At 46.4% G+C, this 379-nt stretch carries 1 protein-coding gene; it reads left to right on the top strand.

Going from position 1 to position 379, the window contains the following annotated elements; all coding sequences use genetic code 11:
* The coding region (locus NE664_15865; GenBank protein ID MCQ4728111.1) for a peptidoglycan-binding protein at positions 1-379 on the top strand (379 nt) is incomplete at both ends.

The raw sequence follows: 379 nt of genomic DNA, 5'->3' as shown, positions 1-379 counted from the left end.
CAGTATTTTCAGGGACCTAATAAGCTGATGTATTTAAGCAGCGGAGTGGAAGGAGACGAATCAGTTTACATAACGTCGGAAGACGGATTCTACAAGCTCTGCGGCTACAGCATTTATTATGAAAGAAATCAGATGATGCAGGATTATATGGTTCTCCGGAAGGATGTGAGGAGAATTGAGTCCGGATCGGATGAGAAGGTTATTCAGGAATTCAGAAAGCGGATGGATGAGCACAAGGACGAGGTGACGGACAGGCACCAGACTCTTGGGCTTTTACGTGGTATGTGCATGGCCATGTCTATCGTGATCCTGGCAGGCGGAATCGTAATGTTTAATAATTATGAGCGGATGCAGGAGATGGAGAGCGTTATCGCATCCG

Source organism: Anaerotignum faecicola (genome assembly GCA_024460105.1).
In the GTDB taxonomy this organism is placed as follows: domain Bacteria; phylum Bacillota; class Clostridia; order Lachnospirales; family Anaerotignaceae; genus JANFXS01.
Note: the sequence above shows the minus strand (reverse complement) of the source record. Positions and strands in the feature narration are given on the sequence as shown.